2 protein-coding genes are annotated in these 1,380 nt (G+C 65.1%); both read left to right on the forward strand.

The genetic code is table 11. The annotated features are described in order from the left end of the window. Positions 1-617 (forward strand): fumarylacetoacetate hydrolase family protein (locus ACOQFS_RS01355; protein WP_421561194.1); only part of this gene is annotated, 617 nt, incomplete at its 5' end. A gap of 93 nt (positions 618-710) precedes the next feature. Beyond that, entirely contained in the window at positions 711-1,262 is a 552-nt protein-coding gene (locus ACOQFS_RS01360; RefSeq protein ID WP_421561195.1) for an NUDIX hydrolase, read from the forward strand. The last annotated feature ends 118 nt before the right edge of the window (positions 1,263-1,380 follow it).

Raw genomic sequence — 1,380 nt, forward strand, 5'->3', positions numbered from 1 at the left:
TCTACTGCGTGGGCCGCAACTATGAAGAACACGCCAAGGAAATGGGCTTCACCGGCCGCGAACCGCCCTTCTTTTTCATGAAGCCAGCCGACGCCATCGTGGTGGTGAACGCGGGCGAAACCGGCCGACTGCCCTACCCCAGCCTCACCGCCAACCTGCACCACGAAATCGAGCTGGTCGTGGCCATCGGCAAGGGCGGCAAGAACATCGCGGCCGCCGACGCGCTGGGCCACATCTACGGCTATGCCGTGGGCCTCGACATGACGCGCCGCGACCTGCAGAACGACATGAAGAAGCAGGGCCGCCCGTGGTGCATTGGCAAGGGTTTTGACGCGAGCGCGCCCATCGGCCCCATCACCCCGGCCGCGCAGGCGGGCGACGTGGCCAACGCGCCCATCTGGCTGCAGGTGAACGGCGCCGACCGCCAGCGCAGCACCGTGACCCAGCTCATCTGGAACATTGCCGAAACCATCGAACACCTGTCGGCCGCGTGGGAGCTGCAGCCGGGCGACCTGATCTACACCGGCACCCCCGAAGGCGTGGGCGCCGTGGTGCGCGGCGACGTGCTCGAAGGCGGCGTGGAAGGCCTGGGCACCTTGCGGCTGGATGTGGTGTGAGGCCGCGCCACTGCGCTTCAATACTCTCAGTTTGATAGCTACCAGTGCTTACCCCGTAAGCGCTGGGGCCGTATTTGATTCAAAATTTTCGGCATGACTTTTCGCAGCCCCATCAAACACTGCCGCGCCTGCGGCACCGCCGTGGCTTACCGGCTGCCCGACGACGGCGACACCAAGCACCGCGCGGTGTGCACGGCCTGCCACACGGTGCACTACGAAAACCCGCTGAACGTGGTGGGCACCGTGCCGGCCCTGCCCGACGGCCGGGTGTTGCTGTGCAAGCGCAACATCGAGCCGCGCTGGGGCAAGTGGACGCTGCCGGCGGGCTTCATGGAACTGGACGAAACCACGGCCCAGGGCGCGGCGCGCGAGACGGACGAAGAAGCCGGTGCGCTGATCGAGATCGGCCCGCTGTTCAGCCTGCTGAACGTGCCCCGCGTGGGCCAGGTGCACATCTTCTACCTCGCCAACCTGCTCAGCGACCAGTTCAACCCGGGCTACGAAACCATCGAGGCGCGCCTCTTCACCGAAGACGAAGTGCCGTGGGACGAGATCGCCTTTCGCACTGTGAAGGAAACGCTGCAGGCCTACTTTGCAGACCGCAAAGCCGGTGCCTTCGGCCTGCATCTGATCGACATCGACTAACCACCCACCCCACCCGCAACATCGGCGGCAGCCGCGGGCCCTTAGAGTCTGTTCAATGTCTTTTTGAAGATCGCATTGGAGTGCAATCGGTATGAGTGGATGCGCCGGGTGCGCCGCA

The organism is Paracidovorax sp. MALMAid1276 (assembly GCF_049198005.1).
Taxonomy (GTDB): domain Bacteria; phylum Pseudomonadota; class Gammaproteobacteria; order Burkholderiales; family Burkholderiaceae_C; genus Acidovorax.

What these genes read in the sequence shown, in the direction of transcription:
- ACOQFS_RS01360 (WP_421561195.1), top strand. Translation starts at nt 711, where the DNA reads ATGACTTTTCGCAGCCCCATCAAACACTGCCGCGCCTGCGGCACCGCC.